19 protein-coding genes are annotated in these 22,075 nt (G+C 60.8%); 10 read left to right on the forward strand and 9 right to left on the reverse strand.

Annotated elements, in window-relative coordinates:
* Positions 1–151 precede the first annotated feature (151 nt).
* A complete protein-coding gene (pyk, locus tag HBO41_RS03830; RefSeq protein ID WP_017139781.1) occupies positions 152–1,603 on the forward strand; it encodes a pyruvate kinase in 1,452 nt (483 codons plus the stop codon).
* Between the two features lie 161 nt (positions 1,604–1,764).
* On the opposite strand, the gene HBO41_RS03835 is transcribed toward pyk, so the two are convergent.
* Positions 1,765–2,514, reverse strand: coding sequence for an enoyl-CoA hydratase-related protein (locus HBO41_RS03835; RefSeq protein WP_099549379.1), 750 nt, complete (start codon positions 2,512–2,514; stop codon positions 1,765–1,767).
* 30 nt (positions 2,515–2,544) lie between these two features.
* On the reverse strand, positions 2,545–3,477 hold the full coding sequence (locus HBO41_RS03840) for an iron-sulfur-binding ferredoxin reductase (protein WP_169985162.1): 933 nt from the start codon (positions 3,475–3,477) through the stop codon (positions 2,545–2,547).
* A 217-nt stretch (positions 3,478–3,694) separates the two neighbouring features.
* On the opposite strand from HBO41_RS03840, the gene HBO41_RS03845 reads away from it, so the two are divergent.
* The 4 genes from HBO41_RS03845 to HBO41_RS03860 all read left to right on the forward strand — a co-directional run bounded on the left by HBO41_RS03845 (position 3,695) and on the right by HBO41_RS03860 (position 10,076).
* Positions 3,695–5,218, forward strand: coding sequence for a fumarate hydratase (locus HBO41_RS03845; protein ID WP_010208051.1), 1,524 nt, complete (start codon positions 3,695–3,697; stop codon positions 5,216–5,218).
* 175 nt (positions 5,219–5,393) lie between these two features.
* Positions 5,394–7,160: an ATP-binding protein gene (locus HBO41_RS03850; protein ID WP_169985164.1), complete on the forward strand. Its 1,767-nt coding sequence runs from the start codon at positions 5,394–5,396 to the stop codon at positions 7,158–7,160.
* A complete protein-coding gene (locus tag HBO41_RS03855) occupies positions 7,154–8,479 on the forward strand; it encodes a sigma-54 dependent transcriptional regulator (protein ID WP_169985167.1) in 1,326 nt (441 codons plus the stop codon). Before HBO41_RS03850 ends, HBO41_RS03855 begins: the two co-directional genes overlap by 7 nt.
* Positions 8,480–8,756: 277 nt before the next feature.
* Positions 8,757–10,076, forward strand: a complete 1,320-nt coding sequence (locus tag HBO41_RS03860; protein ID WP_017139777.1) for an MFS transporter — start codon at positions 8,757–8,759, stop codon at positions 10,074–10,076.
* A 55-nt stretch (positions 10,077–10,131) separates the two neighbouring features.
* Here HBO41_RS03860 and HBO41_RS03865 read toward each other — a convergent pair whose 3' ends face one another.
* Positions 10,132–10,887, reverse strand: coding sequence for a hypothetical protein (locus HBO41_RS03865; protein ID WP_169985169.1), 756 nt, complete (start codon positions 10,885–10,887; stop codon positions 10,132–10,134).
* A gap of 192 nt (positions 10,888–11,079) precedes the next feature.
* Here HBO41_RS03865 and HBO41_RS03870 point away from each other — a divergent pair, with 192 nt between their 5' ends.
* Complete coding sequence (locus HBO41_RS03870) at positions 11,080–11,700, forward strand: flavin reductase family protein (protein WP_169985171.1); 621 nt, start codon at positions 11,080–11,082, stop codon at positions 11,698–11,700.
* 159 nt (positions 11,701–11,859) lie between these two features.
* Here the strand turns inward: HBO41_RS03870 and HBO41_RS03875 are convergent, their stop codons facing one another.
* Both HBO41_RS03875 and HBO41_RS03880 read right to left on the reverse strand, forming a co-directional pair.
* Complete coding sequence (locus HBO41_RS03875; protein ID WP_169985173.1) at positions 11,860–12,141, reverse strand: hypothetical protein; 282 nt, start codon at positions 12,139–12,141, stop codon at positions 11,860–11,862.
* Positions 12,142–12,149: 8 nt separating this feature from the next.
* Positions 12,150–12,491, reverse strand: a complete 342-nt coding sequence (locus HBO41_RS03880; RefSeq protein WP_017139773.1) for an antibiotic biosynthesis monooxygenase family protein — start codon at positions 12,489–12,491, stop codon at positions 12,150–12,152.
* Between the two features lie 328 nt (positions 12,492–12,819).
* Here HBO41_RS03880 and HBO41_RS03885 point away from each other — a divergent pair, with 328 nt between their 5' ends.
* Positions 12,820–13,749, forward strand: coding sequence for an AraC family transcriptional regulator (locus HBO41_RS03885; RefSeq protein ID WP_017139772.1), 930 nt, complete (start codon positions 12,820–12,822; stop codon positions 13,747–13,749).
* 120 nt (positions 13,750–13,869) lie between these two features.
* Here HBO41_RS03885 and HBO41_RS03890 read toward each other — a convergent pair whose 3' ends face one another.
* From HBO41_RS03890 to edd, 4 genes are all read right to left on the reverse strand, one after another.
* Entirely contained in the window at positions 13,870–15,297 is a 1,428-nt protein-coding gene (locus tag HBO41_RS03890; RefSeq protein ID WP_198431518.1) for an ATP-binding protein, read from the reverse strand.
* A gap of 31 nt (positions 15,298–15,328) precedes the next feature.
* The gene (locus HBO41_RS03895; protein ID WP_017139770.1) at positions 15,329–16,063 is read right to left on the reverse strand and encodes a response regulator; all 735 of its coding nucleotides are present in this window, start codon (positions 16,061–16,063) and stop codon (positions 15,329–15,331) included.
* Positions 16,064–16,215: 152 nt separating this feature from the next.
* On the reverse strand, positions 16,216–17,172 hold the full coding sequence (locus HBO41_RS03900) for a glucokinase (protein ID WP_099485537.1): 957 nt from the start codon (positions 17,170–17,172) through the stop codon (positions 16,216–16,218).
* The gene (gene edd / locus HBO41_RS03905; protein ID WP_017139768.1) at positions 17,169–18,995 is read right to left on the reverse strand and encodes a phosphogluconate dehydratase; all 1,827 of its coding nucleotides are present in this window, start codon (positions 18,993–18,995) and stop codon (positions 17,169–17,171) included. Before edd ends, HBO41_RS03900 begins: the two co-directional genes overlap by 4 nt.
* Positions 18,996–19,216: 221 nt before the next feature.
* On the opposite strand from edd, the gene gap reads away from it, so the two are divergent.
* The 3 genes from gap to HBO41_RS03920 all read left to right on the forward strand — a co-directional run bounded on the left by gap (position 19,217) and on the right by HBO41_RS03920 (position 22,005).
* Positions 19,217–20,218 (forward strand): type I glyceraldehyde-3-phosphate dehydrogenase, encoded by a 1,002-nt coding sequence (gap, locus tag HBO41_RS03910; RefSeq protein WP_017139767.1) that lies wholly within the window; start codon positions 19,217–19,219, stop codon positions 20,216–20,218.
* Between the two features lie 225 nt (positions 20,219–20,443).
* Positions 20,444–20,962 carry a sigma-70 family RNA polymerase sigma factor gene (locus tag HBO41_RS03915; RefSeq protein WP_017139766.1) on the forward strand — a complete coding sequence of 173 codons (519 nt, stop codon included), beginning with the start codon at positions 20,444–20,446 and terminating at the stop codon, positions 20,960–20,962.
* A gap of 74 nt (positions 20,963–21,036) precedes the next feature.
* Positions 21,037–22,005 (forward strand): FecR domain-containing protein, encoded by a 969-nt coding sequence (locus HBO41_RS03920; RefSeq protein ID WP_169985175.1) that lies wholly within the window; start codon positions 21,037–21,039, stop codon positions 22,003–22,005.
* Positions 22,006–22,075: the final 70 nt, after the last annotated feature.

Here is a 22,075-nt window from a genome sequence, read left to right on the forward strand (position 1 = left end):
GTATCGACCCCGCGTCGAAAATCTTCAAGGATGTTCATCTATTCAATTGGAGCGAAAACAAGCGAATCTTCGATAAGTAGTGCAAACGAACAATGACTACAACCAAAGAGCATAGTAGCCTTCCCCAGCGCTTGAACTCAGGAGTCTGTGCATGTCCGTCCGTCGTACCAAAATCGTCGCCACCCTTGGCCCGGCCAGTAACTCGCCGGAAGTCCTCGAACAGCTGATTCTGGCTGGTTTGGACGTTGCCCGTCTGAACTTCTCCCACGGCACCCCGGACGAGCACAAGGCTCGCGCCAAGCTGGTGCGTGACCTGGCCGCCAAGCACGGCCGCTTTGTGGCACTGCTGGGTGACCTGCAAGGCCCGAAAATTCGTATCGCCAAATTCGCCAACAAGCGCATTGAGCTGAAGATCGGTGACAAGTTCACCTTCTCCACCAGCCATTCGCTGACCGAAGGCAACCAGGAAGTCGTCGGTATCGACTACCCGGACCTGGTCAAGGACTGCGGCGTCGGCGACGAACTGCTGCTGGACGACGGCCGCGTGGTGATGCGCGTCGACACGGCCACCTCGACGGAGCTGAACTGCACCGTGATCATCGGTGGCCCGTTGTCCGATCACAAAGGCATCAACCGTCGCGGCGGTGGCCTGACGGCGCCGGCCCTGACTGAGAAAGACAAGGCCGACATCAAGCTCGCCGCCGAAATGGAAGTGGACTACCTCGCCGTGTCCTTCCCACGCGACGCTGCCGACATGGAATATGCCCGTAAGCTGCGCGACGAAGCCGGCGGTACTGCCTGGCTGGTGGCGAAGATCGAACGTGCCGAAGCCGTGGCCGATGACGAAACCCTCGATGCCCTGATCAATGCATCCGACGCTGTGATGGTTGCCCGTGGCGACCTGGGCGTGGAAATCGGTGACGCCGAGCTGATCGGTATCCAGAAGAAGATCATCCTGCACGCACGCCGTCACAACAAGGCCGTGATCGTAGCGACCCAGATGATGGAGTCGATGATCCAGAACCCGATGCCAACCCGTGCCGAAGTGTCCGACGTGGCCAACGCCGTGCTCGACTACACCGACGCCGTGATGCTCTCGGCTGAAAGTGCTGCCGGCCCTTACCCGCTGGAAGCCGTACAGGCCATGGCGCGTATCTGCGTCGGTGCCGAAAAGCACCCGACCAGCAAGACCTCCAGCCACCGCATCGGCAAAGTGTTCGAAAGCTGCGACCAGAGCATCGCCCTGGCGGCCATGTACACCGCCAACCACTTCCCGGGCGTCAAGGCGATCATTGCCCTGACCGAAAGTGGCTACACCCCGCTGATCATGTCGCGTATCCGTTCGTCGGTACCGATCTACGCGTTCACCCCGCACCGCGAAGCCCAGGCCCGCGCAGCGTTGTTCCGTGGCGTGTACACCATTCCGTTCGATCCAGCTTCGTTGGCCCCTAACGAAGTGAGCCAGAAGGCAATCGACGAACTGGTCAAGCGTGGCGTCGTAGAGAAAGGCGACTGGGTCATCCTGACCAAGGGCGACAGCTACCACACCACCGGTGGCACCAATGGCATGAAGATCCTGCACGTGGGCGACCCGCAGTTCTGAGTGACACGCTGAAAAACAAAAGCCCTGCCATGTGAATGGCGGGGCTTTTTGTATTTAAAGGCCTGGAGATCTGTTGAATTAAAGGGCCTCATCGCAGGCAAGCCAGCTCCCACAGTTGACCGCATTCCAATGTGGGAGCTGGCTTGCCTGCGATGGCGTCATCAACGCCGGGCAATAAACCCCGACAACGCCGCAATCGCCTCCGGTGACTTCAAACGCTGCACAAACAACGCCCCCTCGACCTCAATCACCTGCCGCAACTGTTCACGGTCGACACTTTTCATCAACTGTTTGCTGACCTGCACCGCTCCCGGCGCCAGGGTTTCAAAGCGCTGCGCAACTTCCCGCGCCTTGACCAGCGCCGCTTCACCGCTACCCATCGCCTCAGTAGCAATGCCCCACGCCGCCGCCTGCTCGCCGGTAAAGCCTTCGCCCAACAGCAACAGTTCAGCCGCTTTCGCATGCCCCAGCAGCCGAGGCAGGATCAGGCTGGAGCCAAACTCCGGGCACAGCCCCAGGTTGACGAAAGGCATACGCAAGCGCGCATCGCGACTGATATAGACGAGATCGCAATGCAGCAACAGGGTCGTACCGATGCCGACCGCCGCACCCGCCACCGCCGCGATCACCGGCTTGCGGCAGTTGAGCAGGCTTTTCATGAAGTGAAACGGCGGGCTGTCCAGATCACTGGGCGGCTGTTCGAGGAAGTCGGCTATGTCGTTGCCGGCGGTAAAACACTCATTGCTGCCCTGGATCAGCACCGCACGGATACCTGAGTCCGCATCAGCCTGCTCCAACGCCTCGGCCAGTTGGGTGTACATGGCGCGGGTCAGGGCGTTTTTCTTGTCGGGGCGATTGAGCTGCAGGGTCAGCAGCCCGCCTTCGCGTTGCAGCAGGATGGCGTCGGTCATGGCGAATCTCGCGGCTGGAAAAGTCAGCGCTCAACCACGCGGCAGGAACATATCAGCCAGCAGTTGATTGCGCGGCAAGCCCGCCAGGAACAGGCGTTTGGAAAACGCTTCGACATTGGCGGGGTGCCCGCAGAGTAAGGCCAGAGTTTGCCGCGAAACAAGCCGCAGTTGCGCCAATGCCTGGGCCGACTCAGCCGCCGTCCACAGCTCCACAGTCAGGTTCGCGTGCAGCGCGGCCAATTGCGCCAAGGGTTCGGCCAGATAATGCCCATCGGCATCATGGGCCAGGTGAATCAGGCGGATGGCGCCTTGGTGATCCTGGCGCAGTGCCTCGCGCAGCACGCCCCATAACGGCCCAAGCCCCGTGCCGGATGCCAGCAGCCACAGCGGCCGCGATTGCCAGTCAGGATCGTATTGCAGTGCCCCGCCACGTAATTCGCCGAGGCGCAGGCTGTCGCCCACCTGTAATTGCCGAGCAATATCGCTGAATTCGCCGGGCAGGCGGCAATCGAGGTGAAACTCCAAAAACGGGTCTTCCTGCGGCAAGCTGGCCAACGAATACGGGCGCGCTACCTGACCTGCCCACAGCACCAGATGTTGCCCGGCCCGATAACGCAAGCCACGTTCGGGTTGCAGGCGCAGGCGCAGTACCTCGGGGCTCAACCAGTCGACGCCCACCACTTGCGCGGGCAAACCATCGTGCAGTGGGTCAAATGCTTCAACCTGTAAATCTGCGACAACTTCACACTGGCAGGCCAGACGCCAACCGTCCTGGCGTTGCGCCGGGCTCAGGGCATCGGGCTGCTTATCCACAACCTCACCCCGGCAACGCACCAGGCACGCATGGCAACTGCCCGCCCGGCAACTGTAGGGCACAGCCACACCCGCCAGATTCAAGGCATCCAGCAGGTTGCTGCCGGTGGCTACCGACCAGTGGCGTTCGCCGACGTGCAGTTCAGGCATATAAAGGCTCAATCAGAAGGGACCGGCACAGGGAATCATGCCTGCGACAGTTTGACCATAGTCGGGTGTATCGGCCACCGCGTCGGGTTATACTGCCGCGCCTTTTTAGCGTCGCGCCTTGCACCACTGTGGCGTGCCTTGGAAAGGTGGTTTCAGCCGACCGATGCAACACTGAAGCCACCTTTATTGAATGTTCCCTTATAGAGGAGCGCGACTCATGACCGTGATCAAGCAAGACGACCTGATTCAGAGCGTTGCCGACGCCCTGCAATTCATTTCCTACTACCACCCCGTTGACTTCATCCAGGCCATGCACGAAGCCTACCTGCGTGAAGAATCGCCGGCAGCCCGTGACTCCATCGCCCAGATCCTGATCAACTCGCGCATGTGCGCCACCGGCCATCGCCCGATCTGCCAGGACACCGGTATTGTTACCGTGTTCGTGCGCGTGGGCATGGACGTGCGTTGGGACGGCGCCACCATGGGCCTGGACGACATGATCAACGAAGGCGTGCGTCGCGCCTACAACCTGCCGGAAAACGTCCTGCGTGCTTCCATCCTGGCCGACCCGGCCGGTGCGCGTAAAAACACCAAGGACAACACTCCGGCCGTAATCCACTACTCCATCGTCCCGGGTAACACCGTGGAAGTGGACGTGGCCGCCAAGGGCGGCGGTTCCGAGAACAAGTCGAAAATGGCCATGCTCAACCCGTCCGACTCGATCGTCGACTGGGTGCTCAAGACCGTTCCGACCATGGGCGCCGGCTGGTGCCCACCGGGCATGCTCGGCATCGGCATCGGTGGCACCGCCGAGAAAGCTGCGGTAATGGCCAAGGAAGTGTTGATGGAGTCCATCGACATTCACGAGCTGAAAAAGCGCGGCCCGCAGAACCGTATCGAAGAGATGCGCCTGGAGCTGTTCGAGAAGGTCAACCAACTGGGCATCGGCGCCCAGGGCCTGGGTGGCCTGACCACCGTGCTCGACGTGAAAATCATGGACTACCCGACCCACGCAGCCTCGCTGCCGGTGTGCATGATCCCCAACTGCGCCGCCACCCGTCATGCACACTTTGTGCTCGATGGTTCAGGCCCGGCGTCGCTGGAAGCACCACCGCTGGACGCCTACCCGGAAATCGTCTGGGAAGCCGGCCCGTCGGCCCGCCGCGTCAACCTCGACACCCTGACCCCGGAAGAAGTACAAAGCTGGAAGCCGGGCGAAACCGTGTTGCTCAACGGCAAGATGCTCACCGGCCGCGACGCAGCTCACAAGCGTATGGTCGAGATGCTCAACAAGGGCGAAACCCTGCCGGTGGACCTCAAGGGTCGCTTCATCTACTACGTCGGCCCGGTTGATCCGGTGCGCGAAGAAGTGGTTGGCCCGGCTGGCCCGACCACGGCCACGCGGATGGACAAGTTCACCCGTCAGATCCTCGAGCAAACCGGCCTGTTGGGCATGATCGGCAAATCCGAGCGCGGCCCGACTGCGATCGAAGCGATCAAGGACCACAAGGCCGTGTACCTGATGGCCGTGGGCGGCGCTGCTTACCTGGTGGCGCAAGCCATCAAGAAGTCGCGCGTTGTCGCATTTGCCGAACTGGGCATGGAAGCGATCTACGAGTTCGACGTCAAAGACATGCCGGTCACCGTTGCGGTGGACAGCAAGGGCGAATCCGTACACATCACCGGTCCTGCCATCTGGCAGAAGAAGATCAGTGAAAGCCTGGCGGTCGAAGTGCAGTAAGCACTTCCCCGCAAGGAAAAAGGCGACTGCGGCCCCACGGCCCAGTCGCCTTTTTTATGGCGAACTCGGTCATGTGGGAGCTGGCTTGCCTGCTCCCACAGAAATTCCACGTGCCACAAGTTTGCGGCGGCTCATGCTATGGTGCTTGCCCCTTACCGCGCCTGTTCATCACCGTATGATCGTGATCCCTCGCCCCCTGCGACTGACTTTCTACTCGCTGTTGATCATCGCCGGCGCCGTGCTGGCCGCCGCCTTGGCCACCCGCCATGCCGAACGCCAGGCCTTGGTGGATGACGCCGCTCGCGCCAATCAACAACTGGCGCTCTATGCCAACTCACTGCATACCCTGATTGAACGTTACCGTGCCCTGCCCGCCGTACTGGCGCTGGATTCGGAAATGATCAGCGCCCTTAAAGCCCCGCTGGACACCGCCACCCAGGACTTGCTCAACCGCAAGCTGGAACGCATCAACGGTGCCGCGCAGTCTTCCACTCTGGAATTGATGGACCGTAACGGTCTGGCCGTGGCCGCCAGCAACTGGAACCTGCCCAGCAGTTATGTCGGGCACAACTACGCGTTTCGCCCGTATTTCAGCCAGACCTTGAGCCAGGGAACCGGGCGTTTTTATGCGGTGGGGGTGACCACCGGCATTCCGGGTTATTTCCTCTCCAGCGCCGTGGTCGATGAGCACGAACAGTTCCTCGGCGCCATGGTGGTGAAGCTGGAGTTCCCCGAACTTGAGCGCGAATGGGCCCAAGGTAATGACCTGCTGCTGGTCAGCGATGAGCGTGGCATCGTGTTTATCGCCAATCAGCCGGGCTGGCGTTTCCGCAACTTGCGTCCGTTGTCGGCGAGCGACCTTGCCGAACTCAAGGCAACTCGCCAATACGACAAAAAACAGCTGCAGCCGCTGGACACCCAGACATTGCAGCGTTTTGACGAAAACAGCCATCTGATGCGTGTCAACGGCCCCGACGGCAACGCCAATTACATCTGGGAATCCCTGCCGCTGAAAGCCGAAGGCTGGACCTTGCACTTGCTGCGCAAACCGCAATTCGCCTTTGAAGACCAACGCAACGCTGGCCTTGCCGCCGCCGGTTCATGGCTGGCGCTGGTGTTCCTGCTGCTGTTCCTGAACCAACGCTGGCGCCTGGCCCGTTTGCGCCAACGCAGCCGCGAGGAGCTTGAACAGCTTGTCGAAGAACGCACCCAGGCGTTGCGCACCGCGCAGGATGGCCTGGTGCAGTCGGCCAAGCTGGCGGCCTTGGGGCAAATGTCCGCTGCCCTCGCCCATGAGATCAATCAGCCGCTGACCACCCAGCGCATGCAATTGGCGACCTTGCGCCTGCTGCTCGATCACGGCCGCGTGGACGATGCCTATAAGGCGCTCACCCCGCTGGACGACATGCTCACGCGCATGGCGGCGCTCACCAGCCACCTTAAGACCTTCGCCCGCAAGAGCCCCAGCGGCCTGCGCGAACGGCTGGATTTGGCCACGGTGGTCGACCAATCCTTGCACCTGCTCGACGCCCGCCTGCGCGATGAAAGCATTGGTGTGGTGCTGGACCTGAGCCGCCCCGCCTGGGTGCGCGGTGACGCGATCCGCCTGGAGCAAGTGCTGATCAACCTGCTACGCAATGCGCTGGACGCCATGGCCGACAAACCGCGCAAACGCCTGGAAATCCGCCTGCACGCCGACCAACAGCTGTGGCAACTGAGCGTCAGCGACAGCGGCGGCGGGATTGCCGAAGCCCATTTGAACAGCGTGTTCGATCCATTTTTCACCACCAAACCCGTGGGCGACGGCCTTGGCTTGGGGTTGGCCGTGTCCTATGCCATCGTGCATGAACTGGGTGGGCGCCTGCTCGCCGGTAACCGTGGCGACGGCGCGGTATTTACCCTGACCTTGCCCATCGCGCTGGAGACACCCGACCTATGTTGAACGCAGTGATTGTGGTGGATGACGAGGCGAGTATTCGCACCGCCGTCGAGCAGTGGTTGAGCCTGTCGGGATTCGAAGTGCAGTTGTTCAGTCGCGCCGAAGAATGCCTGGCACAGCTGCCCAAAGACTTTCCTGGCGTCATTTTGAGCGACGTGCGCATGCCCGGCCTCAGCGGCCTGGAGCTGCTGGCCGAAGTGCAGCGGCGTGACGCCGACTTACCGGTGATTTTGCTCACCGGCCATGGCGATGTACCGATGGCCGTGGAAGCCATGCGCGACGGTGCCTACGACTTTCTGGAAAAACCCTTCAGCCCGGACGCACTGCTCAACAGCCTGCGCCGCGCCTTGGATAAACGCGGGTTGATCCTGGAGAACCGTCGCCTGCATCAACAGGCCGACCATCGGGCGCAGCTGGAATCGAGCCTGCTCGGCGTGTCTCGCGGTTTGCAGACCCTGCGCCGGCAAGTGCTGGACCTGGCCAGCTTGCCGGTCAATGTGCTGATCCGTGGCGAAACCGGCAGCGGCAAGGAACTGGTCGCCCGTTGCCTGCATGATTTTGGCCCACGGGCAAAAAAGCCGTTTGTCGCGCTCAACTGCGCGGCCATCCCCGAGCAGCTGTTTGAAGCCGAGCTGTTCGGCCACGAAAGCGGCGCGTTCACCGGCGCCCAGGGCAAGCGCATCGGCAAGCTGGAATATGCCCACGGCGGCACGCTGTTCCTGGATGAAATCGAAAGCATGCCGCTGGCCCAGCAGGTCAAATTGTTGCGGGTGCTGCAAGAGCAAAAACTGGAGCGGCTGGGCTCCAACCAAAGTATCCATGTGGACTTGCGCATCATTGCCGCCACCAAGCCCGACTTGCTCGAAGAGGCCCGCGCCGGGCGGTTTCGCGAAGACCTGGCGTACCGTTTGAACGTCGCACAACTGCGCCTGCCGCCGTTGCGTGAGCGCCGCGAAGATATCCCGCTGTTGTTCGACCACTTCGCCCAAAGCGCCGCCGAGCGCCTGGGCCGCAACGTCGAGCCGTTGAGCGGCGCGCAACTGGGGCGCCTGCTCAGCCACGACTGGCCGGGCAATGTGCGCGAGCTGGCCAACGTCGCCGAACGCCAAGTGCTGGGCCTGGGTGAACCTGAGCCGGAAGGCGTCGAGGCCGGGCAATCCCTGGCGGCGCAACAGGAAGCGTTCGAAGCGCATTGCCTCAAGGCTGCGTTGACGCGGCACAAAGGCGATATCAAGGCGGTGTTGGCCGAGCTGCAACTGCCGCGCCGTACCTTGAATGAAAAGATGCAGCGGCATCGGTTGGTGCGGGAGATGTTTCTTTAGCTATTTTCGATGGCGTTTTCGAAGACGCTATCGCAGGCAAGCCAGCTCCCACAGTTGGAATGCGCATTCCTGTGGGAGCTGGCTTGCCTGCGATGAGGCCAGCAGCCATAAGCGGATTTCCGCTCACCACCCAATAATCATCAGCGACTTTCCGCTCAAAAAAATCTTGTAACCCTTCTATTCCGGGCCTTCATCTGTTTGGCACAGCTCCTGCTATAGCCCAAACCAGGCTGCGTTAGTGCGGCTCCATAAAAACAACTAGATGAAGGATCCTTCAATGGATAACTCCAACGCCCTGCCTCTGGGGTCGGCGGCTGCGCCGGCTAAAGAGCGCACCACTACCAGCCGTATCAAATCGATCTTCAGTGGCTCCGTCGGCAATATGGTCGAATGGTACGACTGGTACGTCTACGCCGCTTTCTCGCTGTACTTCGCCAAGACCTTCTTCCCCGCCGGTGACTCCACCGCTCAGTTGATGAACACCGCTGCCATCTTTGCCGTGGGCTTTATCATGCGCCCGATCGGTGGCTGGCTGATGGGCCTGTATGCCGACTACAAAGGGCGCAAGGCTGCGCTGATGTTCTCGGTATTGCTGATGTGCTTCGGCTCGCTGCTGATCGCGCTGACGCCGGGCTACGACACCATCGGTATCGGCGCGCCGATCCTGCTGGTATTTGCACGTTTGCTTCAGGGCCTGTCGGTCGGTGGCGAGTACGGCACCTCGGCCACTTACCTGAGTGAGATGGCGACCAAGGAGCGTCGCGGTTTCTTCTCCAGCTTCCAGTACGTGACCCTGATCTCCGGCCAGCTCATCGCCCTTGCCGTGTTGATCGTGTTGCAACAAACCCTGACCACCGAGCAGCTGTATGCCTGGGGCTGGCGCATCCCGTTCGCCATCGGCGCGCTGTGCGCAGTGGTCGCGTTGTTCCTGCGTCGTGGCATGGAAGAAACCGAGTCGTTCACCAAAAAGGAAAAAGCCAAGGAAAGCGCAATGCGCACCTTGATGCGTCACCCCAAGGAAGTGATGACCGTGGTCGGCCTGACCATGGGCGGCACCCTGGCCTTCTACACCTACACCACCTACATGCAGAAATACCTGGTGAACACGGTGGGCATGAGCATCTCCGACTCCACCACCATTTCGGCCGCCACACTGTTCCTGTTCATGTGCCTGCAACCGCTGGTTGGCGGGCTGTCGGACAAGGTTGGCCGCCGGCCGATCCTGATCGCCTTCGGCATCCTCGGCACGCTGTTCACCGTGCCAATCCTTACCACCCTGCACACCATCCAAAGCTGGTGGGGTGCGTTCTTCCTGATCATGGCGGCGCTGATCATCGTCAGCGGCTATACCTCGATCAACGCGGTGGTGAAAGCTGAACTGTTCCCAACCGAGATCCGTGCGCTGGGCGTGGGCCTGCCGTATGCGCTGACCGTTTCGATCTTCGGCGGTACGGCTGAAGTGATTGCGCTGTGGTTCAAGAACATCGGCATGGAGACGGGTTACTACTGGTATGTGACCGCGTGTATCGCGGTGTCGCTGGTGGTTTACGTGACCATGAAAGACACCCGTAAACACTCGCGCATCACCACCGACTAAGGGTTTAGCGCGGTAAAAAATGTGGGAGCTGGCTTGCCCGCTCCCACATTTGGTTTCAGGAAACGTCCGCTAATGCGCTACGCCCATACCGACGCTGCGCATATGCCGCCCCGGCAATCATCACCACCAGCACTGCCGCCAGCACCGCCGATGAGCCAACGGTGCCGAAATCCAGCCCGCCTTTTTCAGAGGGTTTGGTCAGAAAATCGCCCAGGGTCGCACCAAACGGGCGGGTCAGTACAAATGCCACCCAGAACAGCAGCACTGACGATATCTGTGTGAAGTATTTGAGTGCGACCACCACCGCAATCGCCGAGCCGATCAGCAAGGCGCCACCGGCAAAGCCCAACCCCGAATCGTCCGCCAGGAAGTCGCCCAACGCGGTGCCCAAGGTGTTGGAAAACAGAATCGCCATCCAGTAAAACAGCTCGCCGCGAAAGGTCTGGACCTTGTTCACGTTCAGCGAGTCGCCGCTCAAGCGCCACAGTGCAAAGATGATCATCAGGATCACGATCAGGATCATCGACCCTGCCGCATAGCCCAGGCCCAACGTGCGGTCCATAAAGTCCGACATGGTGGTGCCGGCCGTGCTGGTGGACAGGATCACGATCCAGTACAGCACCGGGTTGTAGGTTTTCGACCAGAGCTGTGTCAGCAGCGTGACGAGAAACACGCTGATCAGGATCATCGAGCTGATGGCGTAGCCGACGTTAAGGGTCATCGAGAGCAAATCCCCGGCGGTTTCGCCCAGGGTCGTTGCGCAGATTTTCATGACCCAGAACGCCAGGGTGATCTGAGGAAGTTTGTTCATGTGCGAGAAGGCTCCGAAGCTCAGTCTTTCAATCAGCCGACTTAAAGGGGTGCCGACCTGGCGCGCAGACTGAACGCGGGGCTGTGAAAAATAGGTGGGCAATCAATGAAAATTCCATACGCGCGATGGAAATTCATCGCTCTGGATTGCACTATGACAGCCTCCTCCAACGCGCAGCAGGAACCCTGGCCCATGTCCGACGATATCCATTTCTACGAACCCGCCAACGGCCACGGCCTGCCCCATGATCCGTTCAATGCCATAGTCGGCCCACGGCCGATTGGCTGGATCTCGTCACACGACGCCGCTGGCCGCCTGAACCTGGCGCCCTACAGTTTCTTCAACGCGTTCAACTACATTCCGCCGATCATTGGGTTTTCCAGTGTCGGGCGCAAAGACAGCCTGAACAACATCGAACAGACCGGCGAGTTCGTGTGGAACCTGGCCACCCGCCCGCTGGCCGAGCAGATGAACCAGAGCTGCGCGGCCGTATCGCCGGACGTGAATGAATTCGAGTTATCCGGCCTGACGCCGGTGGCCTCGAAAATCGTCGGGGTGCCACGGGTGGGCGAAAGCCCGGTGTCGTTTGAATGCAAGGTGACGCAGATCATTCAACTGCAGCGTGCCGACAAGGGGTTGGTGCCTAGCTGGCTGGTGCTCGGTGAGGTGGTTGCCGTGCACATTGCCAAGTGGCTGCTCAAGGATGGGGTTTACGACACGGCGGCCGCTGAGCCGATTTTGCGCGGCGGTGGCCCGGCGGATTATTTCCAGTTGGGGCCGGAGGCGTTGTTCAAGATGTATCGCCCGCGCTGACCCGATACTGCCCAACACACACAACAGAACCCTGTGGGAGCCGGGCTTGCCCGCGATAGCGGTTTGTCAGCCACCTGATGAGTTGGCTGGCAAACCGCTATCGCGGGCAAGCCCGGCTCCCACATTTGATTTCTGTTGAGCGATATAAAGTGTTCGGCTTCAGCTTGCGGCCGTTGCCCAAGTCAACTGACCGTCTTCGTCCACATCAACCAGACATTCAAGTTGCAGCGTCGCTGCATCGTCGGCGTCGGAGGCGGTCTTGAAGGTCTGGCCATCCAGGATCTTATGAAACTGCGGGGCGCCCATGCCATCGAGCGCCTTGACGGCGACGGCGGCGCTGTAGCCACCCTCTTCTTCACGCACTAATGCAGAAACGGCTTCGTGATGGGCAAATTGTTTACGTGCCATGTTGCAGGTCCTGGCCAATGAAAAGTCGGCCATTCTAACCGCTAACCGGCCAATTGCAGGTACTCACCGTAAGCATGGGCGGCGGATGCGTCGGTGAAGGTCTGGAAGTCCATGCTGCGCACTACCATGTCGTTCAACAGCTCAGTAAAGAGCATCAAGGCAGGGGAACTGAAGTAGGCACTCATCGCCTGCTCGCTGCTCCAGAAGCCCGAGACCAGCCATACATCGGGATCGACCTGGGAATGCTGCAACGAGAATTGCAGGCAACCCTGAGCCTGACGGCCCGGTTCGATCAAACTGCTCAAGCGTGCACCGAGTTCGGTGCTGCACCCGGTACGGGCACGGATAAAGGCCATATGGCTCGCGGGAATGGGGGTGGACATGTTCGACTCTCCCGTTGAGAAGTGATGCTCGGCAAGCACTGTGAGGGCGTGTTGCCACAGGATCAAAGATAGCGGCGCGAAGATGGGCGCAGTTAGTCGATTCCTGCAGGCTTATTGCACAATCCTGCGAGAAGCGTAGATAAGACGTCTGGCCCCAGGGATTTATTCCAACCGCATACTCAGTGTTTCAGGCACATGACAGGCCCTGCACTTGCCTGATTCACGCCTTATCGCAGGATCAGGCAAGGATTGTGCAGAATCGAAGTAACACCTTTTGAAAAGCCGCCGCTAAGCTGGGCCCATCAAAGCAGTCAGTAGAGGACGCCCCATGTCGTCGCCCGAAACCAAGCCAATGCCCCTCGATGCCGAGATGGAAAAACAACGCGCCGAGCTGGCCAGCATTGTTCACCGTCATACCTGGGAAGATGGCTCCTACGGCACGGCAATTACCTCGCTGTATCTGAACCGCCACAACACCCCGCGCGATTTCATGCCGGTGCTGGTGGAACCCGCCCTGTGCATTCTGGCCAGCGGCAGCAAGGAAGTGCGCCTGGCCGACGAGATCTTTGCCTACGACCCGCTCAATTATCTGGTGTTTTCGGTGGCGATGCCGGTCGCCGGGCGGATCATCGACGCCACACCGCAAGACCCCAACCTGTCGGTGCGCATCAATATCGACCCGGCCCAGCTCACCGCATTGATCGCCGAGGCAGGCCCGATGGGCGTGCCCTCCAGGCCGACATCGCGTGGCATGTACGTTGACCGCATCGACAACCAACTGCTCGACGCCGTGTTGCGCCTGGCGCGCCTGCTGGACACACCGAAAGACATCGCCATGCTCGCGCCACTCATCAACCGCGAGATTCTCTATCGGTTGTTACGTGGCCCGCAGGGTTATCGACTGTATGAAATCGCCGTGGCCAACAGTCAGAGCCATCGCGTGAGTCAGGCCATCAAATGGTTGAACGGTAACTTCGAACAACCGCTGCGCATTGATGACCTGGCCAGGGAAGTGAACCTCAGTGTTTCGACCTTGCACCATCGCTTCAAGGCGATTACGGCGATGAGTCCGCTGCAATACCAGAAGCAGTTACGGTTGCAGGAGGCGCGGCGATTGATGATTGCCGAAGGGCTGGAGGCGTCGGCAGCGGGGTATCGGGTAGGGTATGAGAGCCCGTCGCAGTTCAGCCGGGAATACAGCCGGTTGTTCGGGGCACCGCCGCTGCGGGATTTGGCCCGGCTGCGCCAAAGTATCTGACTCAACCGGGATCAAAATGTGGGAGCGGGCTTGTGTGGGAGCTGGCTTGCCTGCGATAGCATCACCGCGGTCTGACTGAAAGAACAGGGTGCCTGCATCGCAGGCAAGCCAGCTCCCACATTAGTCCAGGGTTCGGGGCAACTGTAAGGTCACCCGCAACCCGCCTTCGCGCAAATTCTGCAAGCTCACTTCACCGCCATGGCTGTGGGCAATGTTGCGCGCGATGCCCAGGCCCAAGCCATACCCTTGCTGTTGGCCGGCCAGGCGAAAGTGCGGTTCGAAGACCTGTTCCAAACGCTGCTCCGGCACGCCCGGGCCTTCGTCATCCACATGCAGGATGAACTCCACGCCATCGTCCTCGATATGCAAATGCGCGTTCTGCCCGTACTTCAAGGCATTGTCGATCAGGTTGCCGATGCAGCGCTTGAGCGCCAGCGGTTTGCCCGGATAAGGGGTCAACGCCCGTCCGTGCTGGGTGATACGGCCGTTACCGTTCGGCGCCAGGTACGGTTCCACCAGGCAATCAAGCACGTGGTTAAGGTCGACCGGCTCGATGTTCTCGTGGATGTCGGTGTCTTTGACGCATTGCAGCGCCCCCTTGACCAGCAACTCCAACTCATCCAGGTCGCGACCGAATTTGGCTTGCAGGTTTTCGTCTTCCAGCAACTCCACGCGCAAGCGCAGACGCGTGATCGGCGTGCGCAAATCGTGGGAAATCGCGCTGAACAGTTGGCTGCGCTCGGTGAGGTAACGGCTGATGCGCTCGCGCATGGCGTTAAACGCACGGCCCACTTCCACCACTTCGCTGCCACCGCCTTCGGCCACCGGTTCCACATCGGCGCCCAGGGACATGTCCCGCGCTGCACGGGCCAGGCGCTTGAGCGGCCGGCTTTGCCAGTGCACCAGCAGGCCGATAAACAGCAACAGGAAACCGCTGGTCAGCACGATAAACCACACTTGCTGCGACGGCAGGCCTTGTTCTTCCAAACTGGTGTAGGGCTCGGGCAGCAGCGAGGCGATGTACAGCCATTCGCCGGGTGCCAGCTGGATTTGCGTGACCAGCACCGGCGGGTTCACCGGCTCCAGGGTCAGCGCGTAATGCGCCCAGGAACGCGGCAGTTCATCGAGTTTGAGGCCCGCGTTGAAAATACGCAGGTCCTCGGCGCTGACGAACTCCACCGAGATATGCACGTCGCTGCCCAGGGTCTGGCGCAGCACCTCGTCCACGGCTTGCAGCACCGCCTGCTTGCGCGGGGTCTGCGGCAGAATCTGCATGTCCAATGGGCGGTCGTTGAGGGTCACCACAAACCGCGTGCCGCCCATGCTGCGCAGTTGGTCGAGCACCAACGGGCGGTAGGCAACCGGCAGCGAGCGGAAGTAACTCACGCTGGCCGTCATCGAATGCGCCAGGCTGCGCGCGCTGGTCACCAGGCCTTCGAGCTGGGTGGCGCGCAGTTGCGAAACCCAGATCACGCTGGACAGCGCCTGGGCAAACAGCACCACAAGCAAGGTCAGCAGCAACATGCGCCCAAGCAGCGAACGCGGCACCGGAAAACGCCGGCGGCGCTCGGTCAGCGGCTCAGTGGGCATTGCCGGCAACCACGCTGGCTGCCAGTTGATAACCGCTGCCACGCACGGTGCGGATCAGCCTTGGAGGTTTTTCGGTATCGCGCAGGCGTTGGCGCAGGCGGCTGACGGCCATGTCGACGATACGGTCCAACGGCATCAGGTCGCGGCCACGGGTGGCGTTGCCAATGGTGTCGCGGTCGAGAATCTGTTGGGGGTGATCAAGAAACAGCTTGAGCAAGGCAAAGTCGGCGCCGGAGAGGATTACCTCTTCGCCGTCCACGTGAAACAGGCGATGACTGATCATGTCCAGGCGCCACTCATCGAACACCAGAACGTCGCCGCCACCCGTGCGCTCCTGGCCAAACTGGGCGCGACGCAACAAGGCTTTGATCCGCGCTTGCAGCTCGCGCGGGCTGAAGGGTTTGCCGATGTAGTCGTCGGCCCCCAGCTCCAGGCCGATCACACGGTCGGCTTCGTCGGAACTGGCGGTCAGCATGATGATCGGCACCTGCGCCTGGCGCGGGTGCTGGCGAATCCAGCGGCAAAGGCTGAAACCGTCTTCGTCCGGCAACATCACATCGAGGATGACCAGGTCGCACGGCGCCTCGTTCATCGCCTGGCGGAACCCCGCGCCATCCGGTACGCCACGTACCTGGAAGCCGGCGCGACTGAGGTAGGTCTGCAGCAATTCGCGGATTTCCTGGTCGTCGTCGACGAGGAGAATCGATTTACTGATTACGCTCACGGGGTCCTCCTTGTTGTTATGGCCAAGCTTAAATCATTTGTTGCGTTTGAGGCCCTATCGCAGGCAAGCCAGCTCCCACAGTTGACTGCATTCCAAGGTTGGAACCCGGTCAACTGTGGGAGCTGGCTTGCCTGCGATGAGGCCATCAGCCCCTACGCAAAAGCCTGTTCAAGCGCAACACCGGCCCCGGTCAACCCGGAATACGGCGCCGTCACCAACCACACAGGAATGCCTTTGAAGTAGTCGCTCATGCAGCCCTTGTCGCTGAAACTCTTGGCAAAACCGCTGTTGATAAAGAAGTCGGCAAACCTCGGAATCACCCCGCCCACGATGTACACACCACCACGCCCACCGGTGGTCAGCACGTTGTTACCGGCCACACGGCCCAGCCAGATGCTGAACTGGTTCAACACTTCCATGGCCACCGGGTCGCCGGCCAGGCCCGCTGCCGTGATGGCTTCGGGCGTGTCCAGCACCGGCGTGTGCCCGTCGACCGCACAAATGGCGCGGTACACACGGGGCAGGCCGCCGCCGCTCAGCGCGGTCTCGGCGCTCACATGCCCGATCTCGCTGTGAATGTGCTGCCACAACTGGGTTTCGCGCGGGCTGCTCAGCGGCAGGTCGACATGGCCGCCCTCCCCCGGCAGCGCCGCATAACGGCCTTCGCCCAAGTCCAGCAAGGTGCCCACACCCAGGCCAGTGCCCGGGCCGATCACCACGGCTGGGCGCAAGGGTTCCGGCGTGCCTTGGCACACCACGCGAAACTCATCGGGTTTGAGCCGCGTCATGCCCAGGGCCATGGCCGTGAAGTCATTGACCAGCAGCAGTTCATCAACCTGCAGGGTTTTGCAAAACGCAGTTTTACTCAGCCGCCAGTGATTGTTGGTGAATTTAAATTCATCGCCACTCACCGGCCCGGCGACCGACAGGCACACCGCGCCGATGTCCCCGATTTCCAGGCCTTCCTCCTTGAGGTAAACCTTGATGGCCTCCTCAGGGCTGTGGTGGTCCGCCGTGGCATGCACGCGGATCGAATGCAGTTCCTGATCCCGCCACAACGCAAAACGGGCGTTGGTACCACCAATGTCACCGACCAGCGCAAGCTTCACTTAAGCGTCTCCAAGGCAGAGGTAAAGGCGCTGGCGCCCTGCTCTGCGGAGCTTGCGGCCAAGCGCATAAATGCAAACAGCTCGCGACCGGCCCCCACGTTGTTGCCCAACAGGCCCGTGGCAGGCGTGCGCGCTGCAAATTCTTCGGCGTTCACCTTAAGCTCCAGGGTGCCCTTTACGCCATCGACGCGAATGATATCGCCATCCTTGACCCGCGCCAGCGGCCCGCCGCTCTGGGCTTCGGGGTTGACGTGAATCGCGGCGGGGATCTTACCCGACGCGCCAGACATACGCCCGTCTGTTACCAACGCAACTTTGAAGCCACGGTCCTGCAACACACCGAGGAACGGTGTCATCTTGTGCAGTTCCGGCATACCGTTGGAGCGCGGCCCCTGGAAGCGCATCACCGCGACAAAGTCTTTTTCCAGCTGGCCGGCCTTGAATGCATCGGCCAGATCCTGCTGATCCTGGAACACCACGGCCGGTGCTTCGACTATCTGATGCTCCGGCGCCACGGCCGAAACCTTCATCACACCACGCCCGAGGTTGCCTTCCATCACGCGCAAGCCGCCCTCGGGCGAGAACGCACGGGCTACGGGGCGCAGGATGGTTTCGTCGAGGCTTTCGATCGGGCCGTCGCGCCAGATCAGCTCGCCGTCGACCAGGAACGGTTCCTGGGTGTAACGGCTCAAGCCCTTGCCCGCCACGGTGTTCACATCCTCATGGAGCAAGCCGGCTTCGAGCAGTTCGCGGATCAGGAACGACATGCCGCCCGCTGCCTGGAAGTGGTTGATGTCGGCCTTGCCGTTTGGATACACGTGGGACAGGGTCGGCACCACCTCGGAGAGGTCGGCCATGTCCTGCCAGGTGAGGATGATGCCCGCCGACATGGCGATAGCCGGCATGTGCAGGGTGTGGTTGGTAGAACCGCCGGTAGCGTTTAGGGCGACGATGGAGTTGACGATGGACTTCTCGTCGACGATCTCGCCAATCGGCGTGAAGTCGCCACTGGCTTTGGTCAGGCGCGTGACCTGGTGCGCGGCCTCACGGGTCAGCGCGTCACGCAGCGGCGTGTACGGGTTGACGAACGAAGCGCCCGGCAGGTGCAGGCCCATCACTTCCATCAGCAACTGGTTGGTGTTGGCGGTGCCGTAGAAGGTGCAGGTGCCGGGGCTGTGGTAGGACTTCATCTCCGATTCCAGCAGTTCCTCACGGGTAGCCTTGCCTTCGGCATAACGCTGGCGCACGTCGGCTTTCTGCTTGTTGGAGATGCCCGACGGCATAGGGCCGCCCGGCACGAAGATCATCGGCAGGTGGCCGTAGCGCAGCGCACCCATCATCAGCCCCGGCACAATCTTGTCGCAGATGCCCAGCATCAGCGCGGCATCGAACATGTTGTGGGACAGCGCTACCGCCGTCGACATGGCGATGACTTCGCGGCTGAGCAAGCTTAGCTCCATGCCAGGCTCGCCTTGGGTCACGCCGTCGCACATGGCGGGCGTGCCACCGGCGAACTGGCCGACCGAGCCGACTTCGCGCAGGGCTTTCTTGATCTGTTCCGGGAAATGTTCGTACGGCTGGTGCGCCGAGAGCATGTCGTTATATGACGAAACAATTGCCACGTTGGCGGCATTCATCATGCGCAGACTATTTTTATCTTCAGTGCCGCAACCCGCCACGCCGTGGGCAAAGTTGGCGCATTGCAGCTTGCCGCGCATCGGGCCGTCGCTGGCCGCGCCACGAATGAGCGCAAGGTAAGCCTCGCGGGTTGCACGACTGCGGGCGATAAGCCGTTCGGTGACCTCAAGAACGCGGGGATGCATGTATAGAACTCCAGGCTAACGGATGTGGCGACCTGAGAGTCTATGCTGATCAAACGCCCGCAGCTCATGGGATGGCAGGGTGTCGTTTGAATCATCGGACCAGTTGATTCAGGTCACTCGTTGTAGATTGAACAAAATATTGCCACTAAAAAGGCTTGTTTTCTATTTTTATGCGAATAATCTTGTAATTCTTACAACAAATCGACGACAGGCACTTTCCAATGACTCTTCGTATCGCAATCAATGGTTTTGGCCGTATCGGCCGTAATGTCCTGCGCGCACTGTATACCCAAGGCTACCGCCAGGATTTGCAGATCGTCGCCATCAATGATCTGGGCGACAGCTCGATCAATGCCCACCTGCTCAAATACGACACCGTGCATGGCACTTTCGACGCAGAGGTCGCCCACGATCAGGAAAGCCTGACCGTCAATGGTGACCGGATTGCCGTCAGTGCCATTCGCAACCCGGCCGACCTGCCGTGGGCTGCGCACAAGATCGACGTGGTATTCGAATGCACCGGTCTGTTCACCGACCGCGACAAGGCTGCCGCCCATATTACCGCCGGTGCGCGCAAGGTAATCATCTCGGCCCCGGCCAAAGGCGCTGACGCCACCGTGGTTTACGGGGTAAACCATGACATTTTGCGTCAATCGCACCAGATCATCTCCAACGCGTCGTGCACCACCAACTGCCTGGCACCTGTGGCTCAGGTGCTGCATCGCGAGCTGGGCATCGAAAGCGGCCTGATGACCACCATTCACGCTTACACCAATGACCAGAACCTGACCGACGTGTACCACACCGACCCGTACCGCGCGCGTTCGGCCACCCAGAACATGATCCCGAGCAAGACCGGCGCCGCTGAAGCGGTCGGCCTGGTACTGCCGGAACTGGCAGGCAAGCTGACCGGCATGGCCGTGCGTGTGCCGGTGATCAACGTGTCGCTGGTGGACCTCACCGTGACGCTGAAAAAAGAAGCCACGGCCGAGCAAGTCAACGCACTGCTGAAAGAAGCCAGCCAGCATTCGAAAATCCTCGGCTACAACACCCTGCCGCTGGTTTCGAGCGACTTTAACCATAACCCGCTGTCGTCGATTTTCGATGCCAATCACACCAAGGTCAGTGGCAAGTTGCTCAAAGTGCTGGCGTGGTATGACAACGAATGGGGCTTCTCCAACCGTATGCTGGATAACTGCCTGGCGCTCTGCAACGCCGAGTAAACCGACCCGGTTGTTCCATTGTGTGGACTGGCTTGTGTGGGAGCTGGCTTGCCTGCGATAGCATCACCGCGGTCTGTCTGAAAGACCAGGGCGCCTGCATCGCAGGCAAGCCAGCTCCCACACAAGCCAGCTCCCACAGGAGTCGACGCAGCATCTCAAAGTGCCACTTGCCATTTTAGTTGATGATAAGCATTATCATTAACTGCAAACCGGTCTGGTATCACTGTGAGCCAATCTCGCTTCAACCAAGTCTTTCTCACCCAACGGGTGATTCTGCTACGCACTCTGCAGCGGATGGTGAATAACCACAGCACCGCCGAAGACCTGTTGCAGGAAACCTACCTGCGCGTCACGCGGGCGCTCAGCGAGCGGCCGATCGATCACCTTGAACCCTTCGTCTATCAAACCGCGCGCAACCTGGCGCTGGACCATCTGCGCTCGCGCCGCATCCAGGCCCGCACACTGCAAGAAGATGTGCCGCTGGACGTACTGCAGAGCGTCGCCGCGCCGATCAGCACGCCCGAGGACGCCACCCAGGCCGAGCAATTGCTCGAACACCTGAGCGTCAGCCTCGGCCAGCTGAGTACCCGCCAACAGCAGATTTTCATCCTCAGCCGCCTGCACGGTTGCAGCTACCAGGAGATTGCCGATCAGTTGCAAGTGTCCTTGAGCACGGTGCAAAAGGAACTGAAATTGATCATGGCTATCTGTGTAGGAGTGGCCGAACGGCTGGATCAGCCTTAAGCTTCACCCGACAGAGGTGTCGACCCAGGCTGTAGGAACGATGAATAGAACGTGGCGAAGACCCGAGGAACACCGTGACGGACCCGAATAAGCTGCGCCCCCATGAGCTGGCTCATGAGGTGCTGCAAGACGCGGCCATGGACCAAGCCCTCGATTGGCTGATTGCCTTGCAATGCCCGCAACCCGGGCAGCAAGCCGAGTTTGATGCCTGGCTTGCCAGCGACCCGGCGCACCTGCTCGCCTTCAGCAAGGCCCAGGCCGCCTGGGGCGGCGCGCCGGTTCACAGCGCCGCCGTGGCCTTGGCAGTGCCGCGCAAACCCAGCGCGTGGCGGCGTATCAAGCCGCATTGGAAACCCCTGGCCACCGCCGCTGTGCTGCTGATCGGTCTGTTCAGCTTCAGCAACCTGCCCGTGCGACTGCAGGCCGATCACCTCACTGTGGTCGGTGAACGCCAGCGCCTGCAATTGGATGACGGCTCCAAAGTGTTACTGAACACCAATTCGGCGTTTTCCAGCAGCATCAAGGACCACCAGCGCGTCGCCCGACTGTTCCAGGGCGAAGCTTTCTTTGAGGTGGCGCCCAGCCGTGGCCTGCCGCTGGAGATTGACGCCGGCCCCGTGCGCGCCAGCGTGCGCGACACCGACTTCGCCGTGCGCTACCTCAATGGCGAAGCCCAGGTGCAGGTGCAGCGCGGCGATGTGGACTTGAGCAACACCTTTGACGATGCCCGCGTGCGCTTGAGCGCCGGAGAGAGTATCCGCATCGGCCCCAAAGGCTTCGGCCAACCGGCCAAACTGGATGCGAGTAAAGACTTGGCGTGGGTCCAGGGCCGCCTGGTATTCGAAAACTGCCCGATGAGCGAAGTGCTCGCCGAGTTGCGCCGCTATTACCCCGGCTGGATCGTCAACACCAACGACAAGCTCGCAAGCGTGGCCGTCACCGGCAATTACCGCCTCGACCAACCGCTGGATGTGGTGCGCTCCCTGGCGCACATCACCTCGGCCAAGCTCTCGGAGTACCCGGCGCTGGTCATCTTGAACTAAATGAGAATTATTTTTACTCGATAGTAACCGGCGGTTCGTCTCGTTATAGCCAATGCAACTGATTCCTATT

Source organism: Pseudomonas sp. WS 5146, from assembly GCF_012985495.1.
Taxonomy (GTDB): domain Bacteria; phylum Pseudomonadota; class Gammaproteobacteria; order Pseudomonadales; family Pseudomonadaceae; genus Aquipseudomonas; species Aquipseudomonas edaphica.